The following is a 23116-nucleotide window of genomic DNA, read 5'->3' as shown; positions in this document are numbered from 1 at the left end:
TGTGGGGGTGCAACCCCCACACCCCGCCCGGCGGGCTTCGCCCCCGGACCCCCGTCCCATGGCTGCCTACCCAATGGCGCGCCACCCCCGGGCCCCCACCCGATGGGCTGCCTACCCAGTGCCATGCCGCCTCGGATCCCCAGCTCATGGCCGCCTACCCACTGGCATGTCGCGCCATGACCCCCAGGGCTGCCGATCCAAATGCTGCGCGCCCTGCGGGCCTCTACTCCAGGGCTGCCTAGTCGATGCCGTTCCCCCGCCGATCGGATCGCCTTGAGTATGATATCTGAGGCATTTCGGGGCATATCTTGCAGGTATACTGTCCAAAATGCCTTTCAACTCGGTGTCGGGAGGTGGCAGATGCTTCGTAGCTTCAGGGTCGGCAACCATCGTTCGTTCGCGGACGAGAACGAGCTGCTGCTGATGCCTGCCGCTGACGATCGGCCTGCGGTTCCGGTTGCCGCGGTGTACGGGGCGAACGCCTCTGGGAAGTCCAACCTGTTGGATGGGCTCCGGTTCATGCAGCGGGCGGTGACCCAGTCGTTCTCCCGGTGGGAGCCCTTCGCAGGTGTTCCGCGCGCTCCTTACAGCTTTCGGACGAGTCACATATTCTCTGTCGCGTCGACTTACGTCGTCGAGATCGTGGCCGACGGAATTCCGTGGACGTATGGGTTCACGGTCGATAACGAGCGGGTGCTCGAGGAATGGCTTTTCAGCTATCCGGAGAAGCGTAGGCGGGTGCTGTTCCAGCGGACCGGGGACGAGTACAGCTCGGGGTCGGTGATGGCCGAGCATCGGGCTCAGCTCAAAATCATGCAGGAGCTCACCCGACCGAATTCCCTGTTCCTGAGTGCTGTTGCCCAGGCCAGGCCGGATATGTTCCAGCCGGTACACCGCTGGTTCCGTGAAACGCTGATTCTTCCGGACGGGCAACGTGCTTCGACAGATGCGATCGCACGTCGCCTGCGTGGCGTTCTACTTCGTGGGACGGCGGCGGAGGGGGCTCGTCTGGTGGAGCTGGTTCAAGAAGCAGACTTCGGAATTGCCGCCATCGATACACCTGTTGTTCCGGAGGCTCTGCTCGATTCCATCCCGCCCGGGCAACGGCTCGACATCACAGGGCTGAAAATGTTCGATGAGTTCGCTTCGAGAAGTGAAGCGCAAGTCGATGACTCGACGGATAGGATTCCTGCGGTGCACGACGTGTACGGGGATAGAGTTGCTCGCGCGTTGCCTCCGCTGGTATTCGTTCATCACGGCAGCGAAGGGGCCGTGCTGCCGCTGGAGCAAGAGTCCGCGGGCACCATCGCCTGGCTCGAGATCCTGCCCGGAGTTCTGGACGCGCTCGATCACGGGCGGGTTCTGGTCATCGATGAGATCGACACCAGTCTTCATCCGCTGCTCACCGCGTCGCTGATCGAACTGTTCCAGTCGGATGAGACCAATCCTCATGGCGCGCAATTGATCCTGACGACGCACGACTCCTCCCTTCTCGGTACGGTCGTTCGTCCCGATGGATTGCTGCGCCGCGACCAGGTGTGGTTCGTCGAGAAGGACGCGAACGGGGCCAGCTCACTGTATCCGTTGACCGATTACAAGCCGCGCAGCGAGCACAATCTCGAACGTCGCTATCTCGGAGGAAGTTTCGGTGCGATCCCGCGGGTCGACTTCCATCGACTCGCAGAGGCTTTGCGGCATGCCCACCCGGCGTGAGAACTCGCGCCGTCGACGAGCGCCGTTCCGCGATCCGGTGACGCTGATTCTGATCGTGTGTGGCGGCGAAGTCACCGAGCCCGCGTACTTCCACGGTCTACGTCGACACCTGCGCAATCCGGCAACCAAGTCCGCGGTGACGGTGCGCCCCGAGGATCCCAAGCGCGTCGTTGCCTTCGCGGCCAGGCAACGCGCAGACTACGACCAGATCTGGTGCGTTCTCGACGTCGACGAGTTCGACTACTCCGAAACGATCCGAATGGCACGGACGTCGAAAATTGATCTGGCGGTGTCGAATCCGTGTTTCGAGTACTGGCTGCTACTTCATTTCGAGAATTGCGATGCCACCCTGACAGGTTTTCGAGACGTCGAGAAGCGGCTCAAAAAGCACCTCCCGGCCTATGACAAGTCTGCGCTCCGTTTCGCGGACTACATCGAGGGTGTCGAGGAAGCCGTGCGCCGTGCGAAGTCGCGGAGCGTGGACGCCGGCGATGAGCATCGCGCCAATCCGTCGACGGGTGTGTGGAAGCTGGTGGAACTTATGCTGCCTGAATCGTCGGAGCGGTAGCGACCTCGGGCGGAGCCGGATTCGACGGGCGCGGAGGGAGAGGCTTCGTCTCACGGCGGGGCGGAAGGATTCAGCCTCGATATTTCGTCGGGCCTTCGGCCCCTGCGATCGGGTTCGGATTGGTTGTTGGCCGTTGATCAGCGGATTTCGGGCAAATTGGGGTGGCCGGTCAGCAGGTTGGCTGCAGGGTTCCACGGGCCCGGGTGGGTGTCCGGCCTATATCCAGACCGCGCACGGGCCAAGCGAGAGTGGTGGTGCAGAGTCTTTCGGATGTCCGATTGCCGATCGGACGACGGTGGAGGTCGCTCTCAGCGCGATCCGTGGGTCATCGCGGTGGTGATGGCGAAGCCTGCGATCCACTCGGGAATGGGCACGTAGAAGCGTGACGTCATCCGGTAAGGGCCGGTCGCGGCCAGCGAGGCGTATGCCGCGATCCAGGTGCGCACCTCGTGCGCGGAGCCGCCGCCCTCGGCGCCCATCCACTCGGGGGTCCACTCGTCGATATCGGCGAGCCTGCCGTCTTCGAAGGTGTCGAGGACAAGGTTGTCCCAGCGTGGGTTGATCGGCATCATCGTGGTCGATCCCGCCGCGTAGGAGTGGCCGGCCTGCAACATTCGATGCTCGCTGCGAGCCCGCTGTTCGGGAGTCGGCGGGTGGCCATCGATGAGGGCGTCCGCGACGCGGCGCGGTGCGTTCTCGAGAACGGGAACCGGCGGGTCGTGGGACAGTCCACCGGATGCCACGAACATGACCCGCATGCCGAGTTCCCGCGCGGCCGCACCGAGAGCTGTTCCGAGAGAGCGGATGCGATGAAGGGGACCGAACGGCGCGGCGACTCCGTTGACGAAGACCGGGACGACCGGAATGCGGTCCATCCCGCCGAACAGTATCTCCAGCGGCTGGACGAATCCGTGGTCCACCGCCATACGCGCGGAGACGGGCAGATCGATGCCGCGCTCCAGTGCACCGCGGGCCAGTTGTTTCGCCGCGGCCGAGTCGACCGAGAGCGAGCCGACTCGGGAACCGAAGTCGCCGATCGAATACGCCTCGGTCCCGAGGCAGAACGGCGGCATCTGACGGTAGAAGAAGCCGTTGTAGTGATCCGGTGCGTACAGGACGACCAGATCCGGCGCGAACTCGGCGACGAAAGCGCGCGTGGCGGAGATCTCCGCATAGACACGTTGCAGAATGTCCGGGGCCGGATCGTTCTTCCCGATGAGGGGTGAATGCGAGAGTCCCACGAGAGCGGCGGTCATGAGCATGCTCCTTCCCGGTCCGGATGGACGACGAACTTTCCGGTCCTCGCGCCGTCGATCATGAAACCCTTAAGAATCACCGCGAACCATCCGGGCGTTCCAGGTATCTCGCCGAGCACTAGACCGGACGGCGGGTCGTCGGCGCTCTGCGAAATTGCGGTGGCAGCGAGCATGGTCGCAACCCTGCCCTGATAGCCCAGCCGGACCACAGCGCGCGTTCCCTACAGCGGAACGTGCTGTGGATGAGCACGCTCGCAGGCGGTTGTCTGACACCATGACCACCACCATGCGACCCGCCGCCTCCGATGCCTGCGGCGCAGCGGGCGAATCCCCGCGCACCGCCCTCGGTCCGCCCAGGGGTTCGTTGACCCGTCCGGATCCGCAGATGGTGACCACCCCTGACCGGAGGGGCCGAGGGTGACGCAGGAACAACGGGGGACATACGAATTGTGGGCCGGTCCGGCGAACACACCGGTGACCGTCGATGTCGCGCGTTGCGCCGACGGCAGGCTGCGGGTCGCGTACCCGGTCGGCGCCCATGATGTGGAGGTTCGGATCACCGGGGCGCCGAGCGCGCAGGTTCTCACCGACGCGCTCGCCGCGGCGACGTCGGCGATCCTCGATGCCGACCCGCACTGTCGGCGTGTGGTTTTCGCGGTTCCGAAGGGCGACGAAGCCGGCCTGGCCGCCGCCGAGCTCGCCGGTTACCGGCACGTGGTCGACGTCGACGTACCAGGGCAGTCGCTGGGCTTGCTCGTGGTGGAACCGGCGTGGGTCACCGCGGCCGATATCGACAACGAGCACGTTCCGGGCACATGATCGTCGAGCGGCCCGTGGCGGCGTCGCGGGGGTTGCCTGACCCGACCCTCACCGCCGCCGAGCGCGCCCTACTGCGCAAGCTCCATGGCTGCCTCGGCGAGCTGCTCGCCGCCCCCGATTCGGCGCAGTGGCGCTACCGGCAGGGCGAGCGCTCCGGCGGCGGTCACGGAGGATACTCAGAGCTCGCCGCTCGACTTCGCGAACATCTGTCCCGCGGCGGCGGCGACGCGGCGCAGGGTCGGAACATGTCGGCGGGTATCGATGTGTCCGGTCGCCCCCGCTATCGACAGCGCGGCGACCGGACGGCCCGCGGAACCGAAGATCGGTACCGCCACACAGCTCAGACCGCGTTGAATCTCCTCGTCGTCGAACGCGATTCCGTCGCGACGCACGCGTGCGAGTTGCAATGACAGCGCGGCCTCGTCGGTCACGGTGTGTGAGGTGAAGGGACGCAGCGTGGCGGCCGCGGTCGCTGCCGCGTCGCTGTCGTAGGCCAGCAGGACCTTGCCGACCGCCGTGCAGTAGGCGGGCGCGCGGCCGCCGATCCGGGAGGGGGACCGTATCTGGCGGTATCCGTACAGTTTCGCCAGATACAGCACGTCGGCGCCGACGAGCACCGCGAGATGCGTGGTTTCGTGGGTGCGTTCGTAGACGTCGGTGACGAACGGGATCAACCGATCTCGCAGTGCTTCGTGATCGGGCGTGTAGGCGCCGCGACCGAGTTCGTGCAGCCGCGGCCCCAGTCGGTAGCTCGTCCCGACCCGCTCCACCACGCCGTTGCGCTCGAGGATGCTCAGCACCCGGAACGCGGTCGACTTGTTGAGGTCGGCGCGTCGAGCGAGTTCGCTGACGCCGACCCCGGTGTTCGCCTGGTCGCGAAACGAGACCAGCAGGCTGATCGCCTTGTCGATCGCGGCTCGATCGTCGCGGACGGCGTGGGTGAGCGGCTTCGTCGTCATACGATCTCGTGCGTGAAGGAGTAGGCGTTCAAGCGTTCGCGGAGTTCGCCGAGGCGGTCCGGGACGGCATCGTTCAGGTCGATCAGTGCGTGTGCGCGGCCGCCGCGATCGGTCACCGTCACCTCGCCGAACAGGCGCGCGTCCCGGAGTTCCCGCAGCACAACATGATTGACCGAGTCGTGCGCAAGGGCGACTTTGTTCACCTTGCCGACCGCGGTGACCGGTATGGCCGGGATGGTGTGGATGAACTTCGGGACGGCGGCCGGTTCGGGTGCGTGCTGCGCGGCCCAGTCGCTGAGCTCGCGGTGATCCGGATCGGCGCCCGATCGAAGCACGAGGTAGGCGGCCGGGACTTCGCCCGAATGCGCGTCGGGACACGGAACCACTGCGGCCGCAACGACATCCGGATGAGCCAGCATCGCGTCCTCGACCAGGCGCGGGTCGATGTTGTGGCCGCCGCGGATGATGATGTCCTTGGCGCGCCCCGTGAGATAGACGAAGCCGTCCGCGTCGACCCTGCCGAGATCGCCGGTGATCAACCAACCGTCGACGATCACACCCGTGGGATCCGGGGCGGGACCGTCCGGCCCCGGCCGGAGATATCCGGGAAAGACGCTGGGGCCCTCGATCGCCAGTACGCCGACCTCACCGGGACCGCAGTCGCCGGACGGAAGTCCGTCCGTCCCGATTCGGACGGCCTTGACCTGCTGGTAGGGCAGGGGAAGCCCGATGGACCCCGGTTTGCCGCCGACCATCGGGCCGATGGTGTTCGCGCAGGTCGCCTCGGTGAGCCCGTAGCCTTCGATCATCGAAACACCGGTGGCGGACTCGAATTCGGCCCGGACCCGGCCCGGCAGCGGAGCCGCACCGACGATTCCGGCGCGCAAGCTGGAGACGTCGACATCGTCGGGGACCGGGGGCAGGGAGGCGTACACCGTCGGAACCGCCGAGAAGGTCGTGACCCGGTAGCGGTCCACGATTCGCCAGAAATCCGCCACTGCCGCGCGATCCCGGAACCCGAGGCTGCCGAGCGATACCACGGTGCCGCCCTTCAGGAAGGGTGCGAGGGTGGAGATGAGGATGGCGTTGACGTGGAACAGCGGCAGCCCCGTCAGCACGACGGTGTCACCGCCGAATGCGCCGTGCTGCCCGAGCGCCCAGGCGATGTAGACCTCGCTCGCGTGGGTGTGCGGGGCCACTTTGGGCACTCCGGTCGTGCCGCCGGTATGGAAGTAGGCGGCGATGTCGGATGCGCCCGGCCGGTACTCGAAGGTGAGGGCGTCCGCGGGCCGGGAGGCGGCCAGTTGTTCGAAATCGCCGACCCAGTTGCCCGGCGCGGTGCGCACCGGCCCGCCGACGGAGACCAGCGCTCGCAGCGAGGGCAGCGCCTCGGCCACCGCGCACGCCTTGTCCCAGCTCACGGGATCGAGCGCGGGCGCGGGCGCGACGAGTATGTGTGCCTCGGTGAGACGCAGGATCTCGATGATGTGTTCGGTGGCGAGCATCGGATTCACCGGGTTGGCGATGCCGATGGCCTGTGCCCCGAGCAGCGCCGCGTAGGTCGTCCCGGTGTTCGGGAGCATGAGGCCGACGACGCCGCCGGGCTCGAGTCCCAGTGCGGCATACAGATTCGCGGCCCGAGTCGTCCGTCGAAGCAGTTCGGTGTAGCTCCAGGTCTCCGGTTCGTCCCAGCGGTTTCCGCCGGGTAGCAGATGGAGAGCGGGCTTCTCGCCGTGCCGTCGCGCGGATCGTTCCAGCAAGTCGTAGGTGGTGGCGGGCAGATCGCGGTCGGCGAGCGGCACATCGCCGAGTCGATCGATGCCGGGGCCGGCCTGCGCGAGGTCGTTGGTTACGGCGTTCACGCGGAGACCACCGAGTTGGTCAGGACGCCGATCCGCTCGACCTCGACCTCGACGATGTCGCCATGTCGCAGGAAACTCCCGGAGAACAGTCCGGCGCCGCGCGGGGTCCCGGTGCAGATCACGTCGCCGGGCAGCAGCGTCTGGTACTTCGACAGATGCGAGACGATCTCGGGAATCGAGTGGATGAAACTGCTCGTTCGATCGTCTTGGCGCAGTTCGCCGTTCACTCGGGTCTGGATACGCAGGTCGATCCGGTCGGTGAACTCGTCCGCGGTGACCAGGCACGGGCCGAGCGGTTTGAAGGTGTCGAAGCTCTTGGCGACGCCGATCGACGCGACCGCGTCGCCGGTCATGGCGCGGCGCTGGATGTCGCGCGCCGAGACGTCGTTCGCGACGGTCAGTCCCGCCACGTGATCCCAGGCGTCCTCGACCGGCACAGCGGTGGCCGCGCGTCCGATGACGACGGCGAGCTCGCCCTCGTAGTCCACTTCGGCGGCGGCGACCCCGGGCAGGACGATGGGGTTCATCGGTCCGGTCACGGCCGACCCCGCGGTGATCTGGAGGTTGGGTTCGGTGGGCATCTCGATGTCGGTGCGGCCGATGGCGGCGAACGCCGCCAAGGCTTCCTCGGCGTGGCTGGGGTAGTTGAGTCCGACGATCACGACCTTGCCCGGTCTGCGCACCGGAGCATGGAGCGTCGCGGTGTCCAAGGGGATGTCGCGGAGTGTTCCGGCCGCTCGCGCGGCGTCCAGGCCGGGGCCGTCGAGCAACTCGCCGAGATCGCGTTGCGGCAGGTCGAGCAGGGAGAGCACGCCCGCCCGGTCCTCGCGCGCGATTCCATCGTTGGTTGTGTACAGACGCATCTCGGTACCTCCGCGATCGATGGCGGCAACCTCACCGCTCTTGTCTGACAGTTAAGAGCAGTCATGACGCGCAGTCAAGAGGTGTTCGCGGGGCAGTAAGCTCACGTCATGCCCAGGAATCGACAGCAGATCCCGAAGGCCGAGCGTGAAGCGGCGGTCGTCGAACACGCTGTGGAACTGTTCGCCGCCAACGGTTACCGGGGGACGAGCGTGGCCGCGGTCGGCCGCGCCGCCGGTATCGCGCCCGCGGCGGTGCATTGGTACTTCCCGACCAAGGACGACCTGTTCGCCGCGGCGCTGACCTCGATCTTCGCCAGCGCAAGGGAGAGCGTGGAGGCCGATTCGGAGCTCGGCGGCGATCCGCGCAACGAGCTCGTCGGGCTGCTGGCCGCGGTGCAGCCGTACCGGGCGCTGCATCGCGAGGCGTACGAGCGGATGGCGGACTCGGAGTCGGTTCGGGTCGCCTACGAGCAGATCCAGCGATGGCTCGAGGAACGCCTGTTCGCCGCGATCACAAACCGGCTGCCCAAGGGCGCCGACGTGGCGCTGATCGCCGATGCGGGGCACGTGTTGTTCGAGGGGGTCCTGGTCAGCACGCGCCGCCTGGATCGACCGGTCGGCGATCTGATCGACCTGGTGACCGACGCGCTGGTCGCTTCCGCGACCGCCAAAGCCGCTCGCTGATGTTGTCGCCGCTGGTCGCGGCCATCTAGTTCGGTGATTCACCCGGGCGCGAGGCGTTCCGGGTCTGTGCGACGCCCCTGTCCGGGGCGTCGATCTTGTCGACCGCACTTGTTCGTCCGGCTGTTCGCCTAGGTGTGTCCGTCCTGCGCGGGCATCGGTCCGCGACAGCTCTTGACTGCCATTCATGAGCACGCTAGCGTGTCTCGAGTCACATTCAAGAGAGCTCTTCTCGCCACACCGTCCGGAGGTGCCAACGATGGCGTCACCCGTCAAACTCGCCCACATCGTGCTGCGAACCAATCGGCTGCAGGAGATGACCGACTGGTACCTGCACGTGCTCGAAGGCCGCGTGGCCTTCGCCAACGACATGTTGGCGTTCATGACCTACGACGACGAACACCATCGGGTCGCCTTCATCGCGACCGGTGCGTCGGAGCAGCCCACCGACGCGCACACCGGCATGCACCACATGGCCTTCACCTACGCCTCCCTCGGGGACCTGCTCGACAACTACAAGCGGCTGAAAGCCGATGGCGTGCAGCCGTTCTGGACCGTCAACCACGGTCCGACGATGTCGATGTACTACCAGGACCCGGACGGCAACCAGATCGAGTTGCAGATCGACAGTTTCGCCACCGACGAGGAGACGCAGGCGTTCTTCGAGTCCGACGCCTTCGTCACCAATCCGATCGGCGTCGACTTCGTTCCGGAAGAGCTGATCGCCCGATTCGAGGCCGGCGAACCGTTCGCGGAGCTGGTGAGCCGGCCGTGAGCGACGAACACATTCCGGTCCTGATCGTCGGCGCGGGCCCGGTCGGGCTCGCGACCGCGTACGTGCTCGGCAGGCACGGCGTGCGCAGCATCGTCTGCGACCAGTTCGACGACATCAATCCGCACCCGCGCGCGCATGTGGTGAACACGAGATCGATGGAGCTGCTGCGCCTTTGGGGCATCTACGACGAGATCATCGAGGACGCGGTCGATCTGAACTGCGGGCTCAGCTTCGTCTGGAAGCACACCGTCGCCGGTGAGGAGTTCGGGCGGATCGACCTCGCGGACGCACCCGAGGAGCATCTCGCGAGACGGCTCGGGTCGTCACCGGTGACCGTCGGCTCGTGCGCGCAGGATCGGGTGCAGCGGCGGCTGCTCGAAGCGGTGCACCGGCAGGGCATGGCCGACGTCCGCTACGGCGCGCGCGTCACATCCGTGCACGATCTCGGCGAGTCGGTCGATGTACGCGTCGAAACCCACGAGGGGGAAGAGCGATTCGGCGTCGACTACGTCGTGGCCGCCGAAGGAGCGTCCGGAAAGATCCGGCGCGGCCTCGGCATCGAGATCGAGGGCGTTCCCGAGTTCGGGCATCTGATCAACGTGTACTTCCACGCCGATCTGTCGCGCTGGACGGACAAGGATCCCGCTCTGCTGTTCTGGGTGCTGAACACCGCCTGCCCGGGCGTGTTCATCCGCATGGGCGGCGATCGCTGGACGTTCCACCTCGGATACGACCCGGCTCGGGAGTCGGTGGCCGACTACACCGCGGAGCGCTGTGCCGACCTGATCCGGGGCGGGATCGGCGCGCCCGACCTCGACGTCGAGGTCCGCTCGGTCGGCACCTGGACCCTCGGTGCGAGCACGGCGCGGCAGTACCGCAAGGGGCGAATCTTCCTCGCGGGCGATGCGGCGCACCGGTTTCCGCCGACCGGCGGTCTCGGCATGAACACGGGACTGGTCGACGCGGACAACCTCGGGTGGAAGCTGGCCGCGGTGCTCAACGGCTGGGCGTCCGAAACCTTGCTCGACACCTATGAATCCGAGCGCAGGCCCATCGCGGTGGCCAACGCGGAAAGCAGCATCGCCAACGCGGTGAAAATGGCCGATGCCGGTATCGGGCCCAACACCATCGACGTCGCCGCCCGGCTCGAGAGCTGGGATCCGGCGGTGGCCGCGGCCGAGCGAAAGCGATTGGCGGAGTCCGTCCCTGCGCAGCGTCCCCACTTCGATTATCTCGAGCTCGAGATCGGCTACGTGTACGGCGTCGGCTGTCCCTCGGAGGCGCAGGCGGACCCGCTCACCGTGGCGGTTCAGGGTGGCAGGCTCCCGCACGCGTGGATCAACAAGGACGGCGTCACGATCTCGACGCACGATCTCCTGGTGCCGGGGTTCACGCTCATCACCGGGCGTGACGGCGCTGCCTGGGGCGACGCTCTCGGCGAAATCGACACGAACGTCCCTGTCCAGGCATGCGTTCCGCGTCGTGACTTCGAGATCGCCGGACCCGGCCTGTGTGGGATCCCCGACGACGGCGCGATCCTGGTTCGCCCCGACGGGCACATCGCCTGGCGGGCGGATCGCATGTCCGCCACGCCCGTCCGGGACCTGGTGGTCGCGCTCGACGCCGCGTGCGGGGCGACCCACTCCGTCTCTTGACCGTCTCTCCGTTAGGAATTCCTCTGTCGTGACGAATCAATCAGCGCCGGTGGCGTCACCCCGTGACCGATATACCGTGCAACACGGGCGAGTTCATCTCACCGGAATCCAAGCGCTGGCAAGGATTCCCGTGGATCTGCGCCGTGCGGACGAACGAGCAGGGCGCCGCACCGCCTGTTTCATCTCCGGATACGAGGGCTCACCGCTCGCCGGATACGACACCGAACTCGAACGCCATGCCGCGTTGCTCGACCGGCACGACATCGTGTTCCGACCGGGCGTGAACGAGGAACTCGCGGCGACCGCCGTGCAAGGAACTCAGCTCGCCGCCATGCAATCCGACAAGCGCGTCGACGGCGTCAGCGCGATCTGGTACGGGAAATCCCCCGGGCTGGACCGCGCGGCCGATGCCGTTCGGCACGGCAACCTCATGGGCACCCATCCCGAGGGCGGGGTGCTTGCCCTGGTCGGCGACGATCCGGCGGCGAAGTCGTCGTCCGTGCCGGGAGCCTCCGAACTGCTCCTGGCCGATCTCGGACTGCCGGTGCTCTATCCGGCCGATCCGCAGGAGGCGCTCGACTTCGGCCTGCACGGCATCGCCATGTCACGCGCCTGCGGGTTGTGGGTGGCCATGAAGGTGGTGACCAACGTCGCGGACGGGTCAGGAACGGTGGACGTGGACCCGGACCGGGTCCGTCCGATCGTTCCCGACCTGACCGTGGACGGCGCCGAGTACCGGCACGAGGTGACCGGCCAGGTCCTGCAACCGGCGCTGGGTGTGCTGGAACGGAGCCGGGACGGCGCGCGCCTGGAGATCGCCCGCCGATACGCCGCGGCGAACGGGCTCAATCGCATCACGCAGTCCGGTCCATCGGACCGGGTCGGCATCGTCGCCGCCGGAAAGACCTTCCTGGATGTCCGGCAGGCCCTGCGCGCCTTGGGATTCGACGACGACGAGCTGGCGCTGCGAGGCGTGCGACTGCTCCAGCTCGGCATGATCCACCCGCTCGAGCCGACCGTCGTCGACGAGTTCGCCGACGGACTGTCCGAGATCATCGTCGTCGAGGAGAAGCGCACACTCATCGAGACGGCGGTGAAGAGTCTGCTCTACGGCAGGCCCGACGCGCCCGCGATCTCGGGCAAGCAGATGCCCGGTGGCGCAGCGCTTTTCCCGGCCGACGGAGAATTCGATCCCGACATCGTCGCGACCCATGTGGCCGCGCGGCTCTCCGAAATCGGTGGCTTTCCCACGGTCGACGACTGGCTGGGGAAGTCGCGCCGCCGTCGTGGTCCGATCGCGCTGCCGCTCGTCACCCGGACGCCATACTTCTGCTCGGGTTGTCCGCACAATATCTCGACGAAGGTCCCCGCCGGGGCCACCGTCGGCGCGGGGATCGGCTGCCACGCCATGGTGACGCTGATGGATGCCAAACAGGTGGGCGAGGTGGCCGGGATGACCCAGATGGGCGGCGAGGGCGCCCAATGGATCGGCATGGCGCCGTTTCTGGAGCGCGACCACCTCATCCAGAACCTCGGCGACGGCACCTTCCACCACTCCGGCAGCCTGGCGATCCGGGCCGCGATCGCGGCCGGAGTCGACATCACCTACAAGCTGCTCTACAACTCGGCCGTGGCCATGACCGGTGGGCAGCAGGCCGTCGGGCTGATGACGGTACCGGCCATCTGCGAGGCCATGGTCGCCGAAGGAGTCGCCCGCATCATCGTCACCACCGACGATGTCAAGAGCTATCGCAGAACGAAACTCCCAAGCAGAGTGGAAGTCTGGCATCGTGACCGGCTGATCGAAGCCCAAGAGGTCCTCGCGGGCACGCCCGGTGTCACCTTGCTCGTCCACGACCAGGAATGCGCGACCGAACTGCGGCGCAAACGCAAGCGCGGGCTGGCGCCGGAGCCGGCGCAGCGAGTCGTGATCAACGAACGAGTGTGCGAGGGCTGCGGAGACTGCGGCGAGAAGTCGAACTGCCTGTCGGTGCAACCGGTCGCCACCGAGTTCGGGCGCAAGACGCGAATCGACCAGTCCTCGTGCAACAAGGACCTCTCGTGCTTGTCGGGCGATTGCCCGTCGTTCATCACAGTCGCGCCCGCGGGGAAGCGCGCCGGTCGGACCGGGGCGCCGCTGCTCGACGCCGACGCCCTGCCGGAGCCGGTATACGCGCTCGTCGGAACCCACACCACGCGCATCACAGGCGTGGGCGGGACCGGTGTGGTCACGCTGGCGCAGGTGCTCAGCACCGCCGCGTCGCTGGCCGGTCGCCATGTCCGCACCTTGGACCAGACCGGCCTCGCGCAGAAGGGCGGAGCCGTCGTCTCGGACCTCAAGATCTCCGCCGACCCGACCGACCAGGCAGGGAAGGCGGCGGCCGAGGAGTGCGATCTGTATCTCGGATGCGACATCCTGGTCGCCGCCGAGGAACGGCATCTGGCGGCGGCGAGCGCCGAACGGACCACCGCGGTGATCTCCACCAGCGAGGTGCCGACCGGGCAGATGGTCATCGACACCGCCGTGGGTTTCCCCGACGTCGGACCCATCCGGGACGCCTTGCGTGCGACGACGCGCGAGGCGATCTTCCTCGACGCCCGTCACGCGGCACACGCCTTGGTCGGCGAGGACCAGTACGCCAACTTCCTGCTTGTCGGCGCGGCAGTGCAATCCGGTTCGTTGCCACTGTCACCCTCGGATGTCGAGCACGCCATCACCCTCAATGGCGTGCAGGTCGAGGCCAACGTTCAAGCGTTCCGTTACGGCCGTCTGTCCGTCGCGGATGCCGCGGCTTTCGAGGCCGCGGTGGCGGAGAAGTCACCCGTCGATCGCACGAATCATGCACTGTCGCACGGAGTTCGGCAGGTGATCGCCCAGGTGACGTCCGGTCGGGAGACCGAGTTGACGCGATTGGTCACCGTCCGTATCCCCGACCTCGTCGGTTACCAGAGCCTTTCGTACGCAAGGGAATACAGTCGGTTCATCGAGCACGTGCGGCGCCGTGAAGACGAGCGGATTCCCGGTTCGACCGCGCTCACCGAGTCGGTTGCCAGGTACCTCTACAAGCTCATGGCCTACAAGGACGAGTACGAGGTCGCCCGGCTGTCGGTCGACCCCGCCCTGCGTGCGGCCATCGAAGCGGAGTTCGGGCCCGGCGCCCGCATGTCGTACCGCCTGCACCCGCCGATCCTGCGGGCGATGGGCATGCGGAACAAGATCGAACTCGGTCCGTGGTTCCGGCCGGTGTACCGGCTGCTGACGGCCATGCGCCGGGTCCGGGGCACCAGGTTCGATCCGTTCGGAATGGCCGAAGTGCGCAAGCAGGAACGCGCGCTGATCGCCGAGTACCGTGCGCTGGTCGAGGAACTGCTGGCGGAGCTGCGACCCGAAAACCACGCTCTGGCTGTCGAAATCGCCGATCTGCCGGACATGATTCGCGGATACGAATCCATCAAGCTGGCGAATGTCGATCGCTATCGCGCCCGAGTGGCTGAACTGTTGGACACCTACCGCGCCGCCCAACCGGTGGTTGGTGTGGCGTAGTGCCTCGTCCGGAGTCGACCTGGCGGTGTTGCGCCACTTCCACCGGTGTTGCCGGTGGAAGTGGCGGAATGGCCGGTGAGGCATGACCGCCGAAGTGCGATTCCGATCCGAGAGTGATGTGTACCTGCGGATTTGGCTGGCCGACATCGCATTCGACTATTGGGCCGATGTCGCGGCGATACCCAACTTGGTCCGTGATTGGCGGAAAAAGCGTTGGTGCACGATCGAATTGATCCAGCACGCTATCGACGACTGTCGGCTCTTGCCGCGCCTGCCGTGTGAACGGTTGTTTCTCGGGCCCTGATCGGCTGCGGCCCGCCACGGCAAAACGCCGGGCGGGCCGTCTGGTTGGCGCGGTCAAGCTGTCAGGACGCGATTGCTGAGCATCCCGACGCCTTCGACTTCCACGTCCACGACATCTCCGTGCCGGAGGAATCGCTCGGTGAACTGACCCGCGCCGCGCGGGCTCCCGGTGGCGATGACGTCTCCAGCTTCCAATGTCTGATAGCGCGACAGGTACGCGACCAGCTCCGGGATCCGATGGAGGAAGTTGCTCGTCCGATCGTCCTGGCGCAGTTCACTGTTCACCCAGGTGCGGATACGCAGGTCGAGGGGTTCGGTGAACTCGTCGGTCGTTGCCAGGCAGGGGCCGATGGGCTTGAACGTATCGAAGCTCTTGGCGATCGCGATCGAGGCGATGGGGTCGCCCGCGTACGCGCGGCGCTGGATGTCGCGGGCGGTGATGTCGTTGACCACGGTCAGCCCGGCGACGTATCGCCATGCTTCGTGTGCGCCGACATCGGTGGCACGGTGGCCGATCACCACGCCGACCTCGCCCTCGTAGTCGACGTGGCCGGGCGCCACCGCGGGCAGAACGATCGGCCCGTCGTGCGCGGCCGCCGCGGATCCGGCCGTGACTTGGACATTGGGCTCGGTCGGCAGCGTCACGTCGTGGCGTCCGGCTTCGGCGAACTTCTCCAGCGCTTCCTCGGCGTGACTGGGGTAGTTGAGGCCGACCGCCAGAATCTTGCCTGGGCGCGGCAGAACGGGGCGGAGGTTCGCTCGGTGCAGCGGCACGACCTGTCTCGGCCGTGCCGCCGCGGCGAGCTCGATCCCCGGTCCGCGCACAAGTTCGCCCACATCCGCGAACGGGAGGTCGAGCACGGTGAGTACACCGGTGCTGTCCTCTCGGGCGATGCCCTGGTCTGTGGTGTAAAGACGCATGATGTCTCCTCGGCGAAGCTTTGCGGTGAGTGCGGGTCGGTCAGCTCGGGAGCGATTGGAGGAACGACAGCAGTGCGGTGTTGACCTCGTCCGGTCGCTCCGCCTGAATCCAATGACCGGCCCCGTCGAGGAAGGTGGCCGTCCCCATTGCCTCCGCCGCGGCACGGAAGCCGGGGAAGTGCAACACCGTGTCGGCGGTGCCGCCGATATAGCCGCAGGGCACGGGCAGTGCGGCGGCGTGCCAAGGGGCGGTGAGCTCCCAGTTGCGATGGAACACCCGGTAGCCGTTGAGGCCGCCGCGGAATCCGCTGCGGGAGTAGGCGGTCGCGTAGACGTCGAGGTCGGCGTCGGACAGGAAGCCGATCGCGCCCTCGGGTGCGGGCAGTCCGTCGATCAGGGTGCCGCCTTCCGGCACGGTCATGAGGAAGGGGGTGTGCGGATTCTCGCCGGAGTTGGCGTAGACGATGCGCCGCAGGCTTTCGGTGACGTCGCGTTCGAGATCCTGTTCGGCGCGGCCGGGTTCCTGGAAGTAGACCATGTAGAAGCCGGGCGGCACTGCGCCGTCGAAGGATTCGAGAATGCTGAGCGGTTCCCTGGGGATGTAGGGAACGGAAAGCCCCATCACGCCGCGCACTCGATCGGGCCGCATCAGGGCGGCGGTGTAGGCCGTCGACGTGCCCGCGTCGTGGCCGACGAAAGCCGCTCTGCCGATGCCGAGTTCGTCCATCAGGCCGATGACGTCGCCGACCGTGCGGCATACGTCGTAATCCTCGATGTTCGCCGGTGCGTCGGACTCGCCGTGACCGCGCATGTCCAGGGCGATGGCCCGGTAACCTGCCTGCGCCAGCGCGGGAAGCTGATGGCGCCAGCTGTACCAGAGTTCCGGAAACCCGTGACACAGGATGACGGCCGGGCCTTCGCCGGCCTCGACGTAGTGCAGTCGGATGCGATTGACCTCGACATAGTGATGGCGCAGGTCGGTCATTGTGTTCTCCTCGTGAAGGATTCGGCAGTCTCGACAGCGGGCCTCACGCCCAGCGGACGACGTCCTCGTGGGTGAGACGAGGCAGCCGCTCGCGCCACGCGTTCTCGCCGGGATGTCCGATGTTCACGACGAGGATCGATCGCCAGCGGCCGTCGGAGAAGAACGCCGAATCCACTCCGGCGCGGTCGAATCCGCCCATCGGGCCTGCGGCGAGACCGACGCTGCGCACAGCCAGAACGAAGTAGCCCGCCTGTAGCGCCGAGTTGAACTGGGCGGTGCCAGAGCGCAGATCCGCGTCGGCTTCGAAAAGCCCGGCCAGTTCGGGTTTGAACGGCAGCAGCGTCGGCACGTATTCGTGGAAACGGGTGTCCACCGCGAGGACGGCGACGGCCGGGGCGGCCTCGGTCTTGGCCTTGTTGGCCTCGTCCATGTGCTCGACCAGTCGCGCGCGGCCCTCGCCCTTGCCGACGAAGAGCACGCGCAGCGGCTGGGTGTTCGCCGCGGTCGGCGCCCAGCGGGCGAGTTCCCAGATCTCCGTCAGCTCGGCGTCGGTGACGGGGGTGTCGGCGAAGGTGTTCGCGGTCCGCGCCGTGGTGAACAACGCCGCGCGGGCGACGGGGTCGAGTGCGGGTGCGGTCACTTCGGTGACGAGTTCGGTCATGAGTCGGCGCCTCTCCATCGAGCCATTCTTGAACAACAGTTAAGAGCATCTCATGACTGTCGGTCAAGAGCTAGCCACGCAGGCCGAGTGTCCAAGTTTCTGGACACTCGGCGCCGTCGATACGGCTTGGCTTCGCTGGCATGACAGAAAGGCGCGGCATGACAGAAGGGCGCGGCGTGGCTGGAATCGAAGGACGCTCGATCATCGTGACGGGCGGCGCAAGTGGCATCGGCGACGACGCCGAGGCCGCCATGTGGCTGCTGTCCGACGCGTCGTCCTTCGTCACCGGCGTGACCCTGCCCGTCGACGGCGGCTACACGCTGTACTGAACCCGTAGCTAGAGGCCCTTGTCCACGCGGGGCGTGGGCCTCACTCGCTCGTGTCGTCCACAGCCCGGGCAAGTTTCGATCGGCCGTGAGTCTGAAATAGAGTCCGTGCAAGATCGGATTGCGTTTCGATGTTCACGGCTAGGGGGAAGAGTTCATGGCACTGTCGCGGCGACGGTTCTTGGCGGCGTCGGCGGTCGGTGGGGCCGCGGCCGTGGTGGGAGCGCCGGAGGCGGGGGCGGCGGACGTGCGGGTGGTGGGGGCTGGGGATCCGGAGTATCTGTCGTTGGTGATGCGCGGGTACAACCGGCGGTTCACGGCGCGGCCGGAGCAGATCTATGTGCCGACGTCGGCCGAGGAGGTGCGGGTCGCGGTGACGCGGGCGGTTGCGGCGGGGTCGCGGCTCGCGGTGCGGTCGGGCGGGCACTGTTTCGAGGATTTCGTCGACTCGGCGCAGACCCGGACGATCGTCGATCTGGGTCGGATGAACCAGGTGCGCTGGGACGAGGAGCACCGGGCGTTCTCGGTGGACGCCGGTGCGGAACTGGGCGCGGTGTACGAGGCGCTGCACCAGCGTTGGGGCGTCACGGTTCCGGCGGGGATCTGCCTCGGGGTCGGCATGGGCGGGCATGTCAGCGGCGGCGGATACGGACCGCTGTCGCGGCGGCTCGGGTTGGTCGCCGATTACCTGTACGGGGTCGAGGTCGTCACGGTCGACGCCGATGGTGCCGCCAAGGTCGTGCTCGCGACCAAGGACGGGCCGGACGCGGACCTGTGGTGGGCGCACACCGGCGGTGGCGGCGGCAATTTCGGTGTGGTGACGCGGTTTCTGCTGCGCTCGCCGCGGTCGGACGGTGCGGACCCGACAACGGCGCTGCCGAAACCGCCTGGCGCGATGCTGAATTCGCGAGTGATCCTCCCGCTGATGAGCGAAGCCGCGTTCGTGCGGCTGCTGAGTAACTATCTGGCGTTCTTCGAGCGGTACAGCACGCCCGACAACCGGTTCGCAGGGCTGTACGCGCCGTTGAGTTTTCGGACGGTCGGCACCGCGTTCGCGCAGCTGCTCGTCCTGCTGGATGCCGATTCCGCTGATGCCCGAGCGCAATTCGACGAATTCCTCGGCACGGTGCTGGACGGCGTGGACGCCGTTCCGGTGGTGCAGCCGGTCGCGCAGCTGTCGTATGCGGACACGGTGGCGCAGGTGTACTACCCGAAAGGCCCGCTGACGCCTCGGGTCAAGGTGAAGGCCGGTTATCTGCGGCGCGCGTACTCCGAGGATCAGCTGCGGGTCTTCTATCGGTATCTGACCGATCTCGCGGTGCTCGGCGAGACGGAGGTCGAGTTCCTGCCCTTCGGTGGGGCCATCAATGCCGTCGCCCCCGATGCCGCGGCTATTCCCGCACGAAATTCCTTCGCCCAGATGCTCATTCACGCCGCGTGGCGACTACCCGACGGCGACGAGCAACACCTGCGCTGGTCGCGCGAGCTGTTCCGCGAGGTGTACGCGGCGACCGGCGGCGTCCCGGTTCCCAACGCGGACAACGGCGGCAGCTACGTCAACTACCCCGACCCCGATTCGGCGGACGCGCGCTGGAACACCTCCGGCGTGCCATGGCACCGCCTGTATTACGGCGACAACTACCCGAAACTGTTGCGCGTCAAGCAGCAGTGGGATCCGCGCGGCGTCTTCCAGCACGCCCTGTCGATCGGTCGGCCGGACTGGTAGCACCCAGCCCCACATCGTGCTCGGCGCCCTCGAGCGTTCGACTGCCGTCAGCGCAGCCGACCAGGGCGCCGCCGCTGCCGCCGGCATCACGCTCGGCGACCCTTGGCAATTCGACTGCCGGTGGCCGATTGCGACGATCAGCACCCGATGGCGCACCACGCGCTGCGGATCGCCGGGCACCCGAACCCGGCAGGCTTCAGGTGAGCGCGAGTACCCGGCACGGCCCGCCGGTCCCGCCGAGATGCTTGGGCGCACCGATCACCACGGTCGCCCCCGCAGCAGGCGCCGCACCGAGATTCGCCAGCATCTCCACCCCGTAGCGACCGGCGCCGAGGATCGCCGTGTGCGCGCCGTGATCGAGGCTGAGCGCGTGGTCCAGGCTCAGCGTGTCCACCCCGACGCCGACGACTCCGCACCGCTGCACCAGATACGAGGCGGCATCGGGAGAGATGCCCGGCGCGTGCGGCACGCCCTCGGAGTCGAGATTGAGGAAGGCCGCGGTGTCGTGGATGTGGCGCTCCCATCCGGAATGCACGGCGACGAAGGCGCGTTCGGGGATGCGGCCGTGTTCGGTCTGCCAGTTCTCGATGTCGTCGATGGTGAGCGCCGCGTCGGGGTCGCGTTCGGCTCGCGCGCTGATGTCGATGACCACCAGTGGCGCAACGAGATCCGCGACGGCGAGCGCGTCGGTGGTGGCGCCGCCGGGCACGCGATGCGCGGGCGCGTCGAGGTGCGTGCCGGAGTGTTCCCAGAAGGCGAGTGCGTTCTGGCCGAATCCGCCGAGGGCGTGCCAGGCGACCGGGACCGTCGTGAACGGCGGGGTGCCCGGCCAGGTCGGCAGCAGTGGGCTGAGGGTGTGCGTGAGGTCGATGACGCCGCGTGCCGCCGGGACGGCGCGCGCAGGCGGCGCGGCGGAGGCGAGAGCGGCGAGGCCCGCGGCGGCGAAGAGCGCGCGGCGGCTGGGGCGGGCGGCGTTCTCGTGGGCGAGCCGGACGATTCGGGGCGCGCACATGTCAGCGATTCCGGTACTGCGGCACGGTGGGTCCTCATGGTCGGCGCGGGCGAGTCCGGGCGCGGCGCGCTGCGGCAGTGCTCCGCGAGCCCGACGACCCCGAGCGAAGATAACCGGTGCCGGTCGCCGCGATCTCGACACCTGGCGAATATCACTGTGGCTGGGCAGAATCGCGGGAGTGATCGCCGACCGCCGTTCCCGCGCCGTCGCGTCGCTGCGCGGGCTCACCGTCGGCGACGCGTTCGGCGGCTGCTTCTTCGTCCCCGACAACCTGCCCGCACTGCGGGCGCGTGCGCTGCCGCCCGACCCGTGGTGGTGGACCGACGACACCGAGATGGCGTGCTCGGTCGTGGCCGTCCTGCACCGCCACGGGCGCGTCGACCAGGACGCGCTCGCCGCGTCCTTCGCCGAGCACCACGACTTCGACCGCGGCTACGGTCCGAGCGCCAATCGGATGCTCCGGCTCATCCGGCAGGAGGGCGGGGACTGGCGCGAGCTGGCGACGGAGGCGTTCGGCGGCAAGGGTTCCTGGGGCAACGGCGCGGCCATGCGGGTGGCTCCGCTCGGCGCCTACTTCGCGGAGGATCTGGACCGGGTGATCGACGAGTCCGCCGCGTCCGCCGAGATCACCCATGCCCATCCCGAGGGTGTCGCGGGCGCGATCGCGGTGGCGCTCGGCGCGGCGCTCACGAGGTTGCGCGGCGCCGAACTGCTCGACGCGATCGTCGCGCGCACCCCGGTGGGCGCGGTGCGCGACGGAATCACCGCGGCGCGTGGCCTGCTCGACGCCGATCCCGACGCCGCGGCCCGAGCGCTCGGCAACGGACGCGAGGTCTCGGCGCCCGACACCGTGCCGTTCTGCCTGTGGATCGCCGCTCGGTTCGACGACTTCGCCGAGGCGTGCTGGGCCACCGCGAGCGCGGGCGGCGACGTGGACACCACGTGCGCCATCGTCGGCGGCATTCTCGGTGCGCGCGACGCCGCGATCCCGGACGAATGGCTGCGGCGGTGCGAAGAACTGCCCGACTGGGCGGATATCACGCTGGGCGGGACCGTGCTGCGGCGGGACAGTAGTTACTGACCGGCAATCCATCGGGCGGCGGTGATCACGCGCCACCCGTCGAACACCGGCGCGTAGGTCGGTATAGTCGCCGCGGATGAGTAGTTCCGCCGCCTGTGATGTGCCGATGTCGTCGACCCGCCGGTTCGGGCGTGTGGTCTGGCTTGTGCCTGCGCTGCTCGTCGCGTTCACGACACTGTGTCTGACGGAGCCGCTCTGGCCGTTCAAGGAGATCACCGGCGGTTTCATCGATCTGCAGGTCTATCGCCTCGGCGTCGAGACGTTGCGCCACGGCGGCGACATGTACGGGCAACTTCCGCAGACCACCATCGGCATCGGACTGCCCTTCATCTATCCGCCGTTCGCCGCCCTGGTGCTCGCGCCGTTCGCACTGCTGCCGTGGGACGTCGCGGCGTTCGCCTTCTTCGTCACCTCGGTGGCTGCGCTGACCCTGACGCTGTACCTGGTCGCCAGGCGGGTCTGGCCGGGCGAGAACGCGCGCCGGGTCGCGCTGTTCGCCACCGCGTGCGCGGCTCCGCTCGCCATGCTGCTGGAACCGACCAGATCGACGCTGGATTTCGGGCAGGTCAACCTGCTGCTGATGGCGCTGGTCGCGGCCGACTGCCTGACCGAGAAGCCGAAGTGGCGGCGCGGCATGCTGATCGGTATCGCCGCGGCGATCAAGCTGACGCCCGCCGCGTTCGTCCTGTTCTTCCTGGTTCGCCGCGATTACAAGTCGGCGATCACCGCCGCGGCCACCGGCGCCGCCGCGACCGCGCTCAGCTTCCTCGCGCTGCCGAGCACCTCGGTGAAGTATTGGTTCGGCGGGCTCGGCAACGTGGACGGCTTGAGCGGTTCGGCCTTCCACACCAACCAGTCGATCCAGGCGGTGCTCGCCCGGCTGCGCGTGCCCGAACCCGCGTTCACGATCGTCTGGCTGCTGGTCGGCGCGGCCCTGCTTGCGCTGGTCGTGCTCGCGATGCGGCGGGCGTCCGACGCGCCCGCGCTCGCGCTGTCCATCAACGCGGTCTTCACCCTGCTCGTCTCGCCGATTTCGTGGTCGCACCACTGGGTCTGGATCGCGCCTGCGCTGTTCGCCATGTTCGGCTACGCGATCCGGCTGCCGTTGCGGCGGGCGCTCGGCTGGTACGCGGTGGCCGCGGGCACCGGCGCGGTGTTCGTCTACGGGCCGCAGAACTGGCTACCGAACGGTGAACAGCGCGAGTCGTTGTGGACGCCGTGGCAGCACGTGATCGGCAATACCTACGTCTGGCTCAGCGTGCTGCTGGTGCTTTTGTTCCTGGCGACGTCTCGGCGTCCGGCGGCCGCCGCCGATCCGGAGCCCGTCCGTGCGGAAGCGCCGCAGCCGGTTTCGTGAGCGGTCGGCACCGTTCGATCCCGAGGCGCCCGCCCGATCTCCCACTGCT

20 protein-coding genes are annotated in these 23116 nt (G+C 67.7%); 12 read left to right on the top strand and 8 right to left on the bottom strand.

Features of this window, described 5'->3' with window-relative positions:
* Nucleotides 1–360 precede the first annotated feature (360 nt).
* Together AC3EO7_RS29395 and AC3EO7_RS29390 are read left to right on the top strand one after the other, a co-directional pair.
* Nucleotides 361–1713, top strand: coding sequence for an AAA family ATPase (locus AC3EO7_RS29395; protein ID WP_431971084.1), 1353 nt, complete (start codon nucleotides 361–363; stop codon nucleotides 1711–1713).
* On the top strand, nucleotides 1697–2281 hold the full coding sequence (locus AC3EO7_RS29390; RefSeq protein WP_431971083.1) for an RloB family protein: 585 nt from the start codon (nucleotides 1697–1699) through the stop codon (nucleotides 2279–2281). The genes AC3EO7_RS29395 and AC3EO7_RS29390 overlap by 17 nt, the downstream gene beginning before the upstream one ends.
* Nucleotides 2282–2589: 308 nt before the next feature.
* On the opposite strand, the gene AC3EO7_RS29385 is transcribed toward AC3EO7_RS29390, so the two are convergent.
* Nucleotides 2590–3537: a 3-carboxyethylcatechol 2,3-dioxygenase gene (locus AC3EO7_RS29385; RefSeq protein WP_431971082.1), complete on the bottom strand. Its 948-nt coding sequence runs from the start codon at nucleotides 3535–3537 to the stop codon at nucleotides 2590–2592.
* Nucleotides 3538–3954: 417 nt separating this feature from the next.
* Between AC3EO7_RS29385 and AC3EO7_RS29380 the strand changes: the two genes are divergently transcribed.
* Nucleotides 3955–4356, top strand: a complete 402-nt coding sequence (locus AC3EO7_RS29380; RefSeq protein WP_431971081.1) for a hypothetical protein — start codon at nucleotides 3955–3957, stop codon at nucleotides 4354–4356.
* Nucleotides 4357–4532: 176 nt separating this feature from the next.
* Here the strand turns inward: AC3EO7_RS29380 and AC3EO7_RS29375 are convergent, their stop codons facing one another.
* Genes AC3EO7_RS29375 through AC3EO7_RS29365 form a run of 3 tightly spaced genes read right to left on the bottom strand, consistent with a single transcriptional unit; the run spans nucleotide 4533 to nucleotide 8040 of the window.
* Entirely contained in the window at nucleotides 4533–5315 is a 783-nt protein-coding gene (locus AC3EO7_RS29375; RefSeq protein WP_435593009.1) for an IclR family transcriptional regulator, read from the bottom strand.
* On the bottom strand, nucleotides 5312–7177 hold the full coding sequence (locus AC3EO7_RS29370) for an acyl-CoA synthetase (RefSeq protein WP_435593008.1): 1866 nt from the start codon (nucleotides 7175–7177) through the stop codon (nucleotides 5312–5314). Before AC3EO7_RS29370 ends, AC3EO7_RS29375 begins: the two co-directional genes overlap by 4 nt.
* Nucleotides 7174–8040, bottom strand: coding sequence for a fumarylacetoacetate hydrolase family protein (locus AC3EO7_RS29365; protein ID WP_431971078.1), 867 nt, complete (start codon nucleotides 8038–8040; stop codon nucleotides 7174–7176). The genes AC3EO7_RS29370 and AC3EO7_RS29365 overlap by 4 nt, the downstream gene beginning before the upstream one ends.
* A gap of 171 nt (nucleotides 8041–8211) precedes the next feature.
* On the opposite strand from AC3EO7_RS29365, the gene AC3EO7_RS29360 reads away from it, so the two are divergent.
* The 5 genes from AC3EO7_RS29360 to AC3EO7_RS29340 all read left to right on the top strand — a co-directional run bounded on the left by AC3EO7_RS29360 (nucleotide 8212) and on the right by AC3EO7_RS29340 (nucleotide 14999).
* Nucleotides 8212–8724 (top strand): TetR/AcrR family transcriptional regulator, encoded by a 513-nt coding sequence (locus AC3EO7_RS29360; RefSeq protein ID WP_431971139.1) that lies wholly within the window; start codon nucleotides 8212–8214, stop codon nucleotides 8722–8724.
* Nucleotides 8725–8980: 256 nt separating this feature from the next.
* The gene (locus tag AC3EO7_RS29355) at nucleotides 8981–9496 is read left to right on the top strand and encodes a VOC family protein (protein ID WP_431971077.1); all 516 of its coding nucleotides are present in this window, start codon (nucleotides 8981–8983) and stop codon (nucleotides 9494–9496) included.
* Entirely contained in the window at nucleotides 9493–11151 is a 1659-nt protein-coding gene (locus AC3EO7_RS29350) for an FAD-dependent monooxygenase (RefSeq protein ID WP_435593007.1), read from the top strand. Before AC3EO7_RS29355 ends, AC3EO7_RS29350 begins: the two co-directional genes overlap by 4 nt.
* A 28-nt stretch (nucleotides 11152–11179) precedes the next feature.
* Complete coding sequence (locus tag AC3EO7_RS29345; RefSeq protein WP_435593030.1) at nucleotides 11180–14695, top strand: indolepyruvate ferredoxin oxidoreductase family protein; 3516 nt, start codon at nucleotides 11180–11182, stop codon at nucleotides 14693–14695.
* A gap of 82 nt (nucleotides 14696–14777) precedes the next feature.
* Nucleotides 14778–14999, top strand: coding sequence for a hypothetical protein (locus tag AC3EO7_RS29340; RefSeq protein ID WP_431971075.1), 222 nt, complete (start codon nucleotides 14778–14780; stop codon nucleotides 14997–14999).
* Nucleotides 15000–15052: 53 nt separating this feature from the next.
* Here the strand turns inward: AC3EO7_RS29340 and AC3EO7_RS29335 are convergent, their stop codons facing one another.
* The 3 genes from AC3EO7_RS29335 to AC3EO7_RS29325 are packed head-to-tail and all read right to left on the bottom strand — an operon-like array spanning nucleotide 15053 to nucleotide 17565.
* Complete coding sequence (locus tag AC3EO7_RS29335; protein WP_435593006.1) at nucleotides 15053–15919, bottom strand: fumarylacetoacetate hydrolase family protein; 867 nt, start codon at nucleotides 15917–15919, stop codon at nucleotides 15053–15055.
* 40 nt (nucleotides 15920–15959) lie between these two features.
* Nucleotides 15960–16904, bottom strand: coding sequence for an alpha/beta fold hydrolase (locus AC3EO7_RS29330; protein ID WP_435593005.1), 945 nt, complete (start codon nucleotides 16902–16904; stop codon nucleotides 15960–15962).
* A 43-nt stretch (nucleotides 16905–16947) separates the two neighbouring features.
* Nucleotides 16948–17565 carry a malonic semialdehyde reductase gene (locus AC3EO7_RS29325; protein ID WP_431971072.1) on the bottom strand — a complete coding sequence of 206 codons (618 nt, stop codon included), beginning with the start codon at nucleotides 17563–17565 and terminating at the stop codon, nucleotides 16948–16950.
* Between the two features lie 158 nt (nucleotides 17566–17723).
* On the opposite strand from AC3EO7_RS29325, the gene AC3EO7_RS29320 reads away from it, so the two are divergent.
* Both AC3EO7_RS29320 and AC3EO7_RS29315 read left to right on the top strand, forming a co-directional pair.
* Nucleotides 17724–17894 carry an SDR family oxidoreductase gene (locus AC3EO7_RS29320; protein WP_435593004.1) on the top strand — a complete coding sequence of 57 codons (171 nt, stop codon included), beginning with the start codon at nucleotides 17724–17726 and terminating at the stop codon, nucleotides 17892–17894.
* Between the two features lie 154 nt (nucleotides 17895–18048).
* Nucleotides 18049–19617 (top strand): FAD-binding oxidoreductase, encoded by a 1569-nt coding sequence (locus AC3EO7_RS29315; RefSeq protein WP_431971070.1) that lies wholly within the window; start codon nucleotides 18049–18051, stop codon nucleotides 19615–19617.
* A gap of 196 nt (nucleotides 19618–19813) precedes the next feature.
* Here the strand turns inward: AC3EO7_RS29315 and AC3EO7_RS29310 are convergent, their stop codons facing one another.
* Nucleotides 19814–20629, bottom strand: a complete 816-nt coding sequence (locus AC3EO7_RS29310; protein ID WP_431971069.1) for a cyclase family protein — start codon at nucleotides 20627–20629, stop codon at nucleotides 19814–19816.
* A gap of 178 nt (nucleotides 20630–20807) precedes the next feature.
* Between AC3EO7_RS29310 and AC3EO7_RS29305 the strand changes: the two genes are divergently transcribed.
* Nucleotides 20808–21710: an ADP-ribosylglycohydrolase family protein gene (locus AC3EO7_RS29305; protein WP_435593003.1), complete on the top strand. Its 903-nt coding sequence runs from the start codon at nucleotides 20808–20810 to the stop codon at nucleotides 21708–21710.
* A 76-nt stretch (nucleotides 21711–21786) separates the two neighbouring features.
* Nucleotides 21787–23067, top strand: a complete 1281-nt coding sequence (locus AC3EO7_RS29300; RefSeq protein ID WP_431971067.1) for a glycosyltransferase 87 family protein — start codon at nucleotides 21787–21789, stop codon at nucleotides 23065–23067.
* Nucleotides 23068–23116: the final 49 nt, after the last annotated feature.

The organism is Nocardia sp. bgisy118 (assembly GCF_057708605.1).
The sequence above is the reverse complement of the archived record's forward strand: the minus strand, read 5'-3'. Positions and strand labels throughout refer to the sequence as shown.